The organism is Salipiger abyssi, from assembly GCF_017311415.1.
Classification (GTDB): domain Bacteria; phylum Pseudomonadota; class Alphaproteobacteria; order Rhodobacterales; family Rhodobacteraceae; genus Salipiger; species Salipiger abyssi_A.
Genome location: NZ_JAEKIS010000074.1, coordinates 1 through 598, shown reverse-complemented (window position 1 = coordinate 598; position 598 = coordinate 1). Strand labels below are relative to the sequence as shown.

At 58.7% G+C, this 598-nt stretch carries 1 protein-coding gene; it reads left to right on the top strand.

Annotated elements, in window-relative coordinates:
* Positions 1–564: IS3 family transposase (locus I6N89_RS25350; RefSeq protein ID WP_207020974.1), on the top strand; the 564-nt coding region annotated here is incomplete at its 5' end.
* Positions 565–598 lie beyond the last annotated feature (34 nt).

The following is a 598-nucleotide window of genomic DNA, read 5'->3' as shown; positions in this document are numbered from 1 at the left end:
AAGCAAAGGAAAAAGGAACGGCTCTGGCTGAACGACGGATCATGCGTGCGTCTGCGACCCGAGCGCCCCAACCATGTCTGGTCCTACGATTTCGTGCAGGATCGGACCGCTGACGGGCGGGTCTACCGCACACTGAACATCATCGACGAATACACCAGGGAGGCGCTGATGATCTGTGTCGATCGCAAGCTCAACTCAACCGACGTGCTGGACGCACTGACCGACCTGTTCATTCTGCGTGGCCCGCCGGAATATATCAGGTCCGACAATGGCCCGGAGTTCATCGCTCAAAAGGTGCGGGACTGGATCGCGGCGGTCGGCGCCAAGACGGCTTACATCGAGCCAGGGTCACCATGGGAAAACGGATACTGCGAAAGCTTCAACGCCCGTTTCCGGGACGAGCTGCTCAACGGTGAAATCTTCTATAACCTAAGGGAAGCGCAAATCCTGATCGAACAATGGCGCATCCACTACAACACGATCAGGCCGCACAGCGCTCTGGGCTACCGTCCACCCGCGCCCGAAAGCACCGTCCCGATGGACCAGAGGCCCACAATGCACTAACAATCAAACCGGACCACCCAATGGGGGCAGGCCA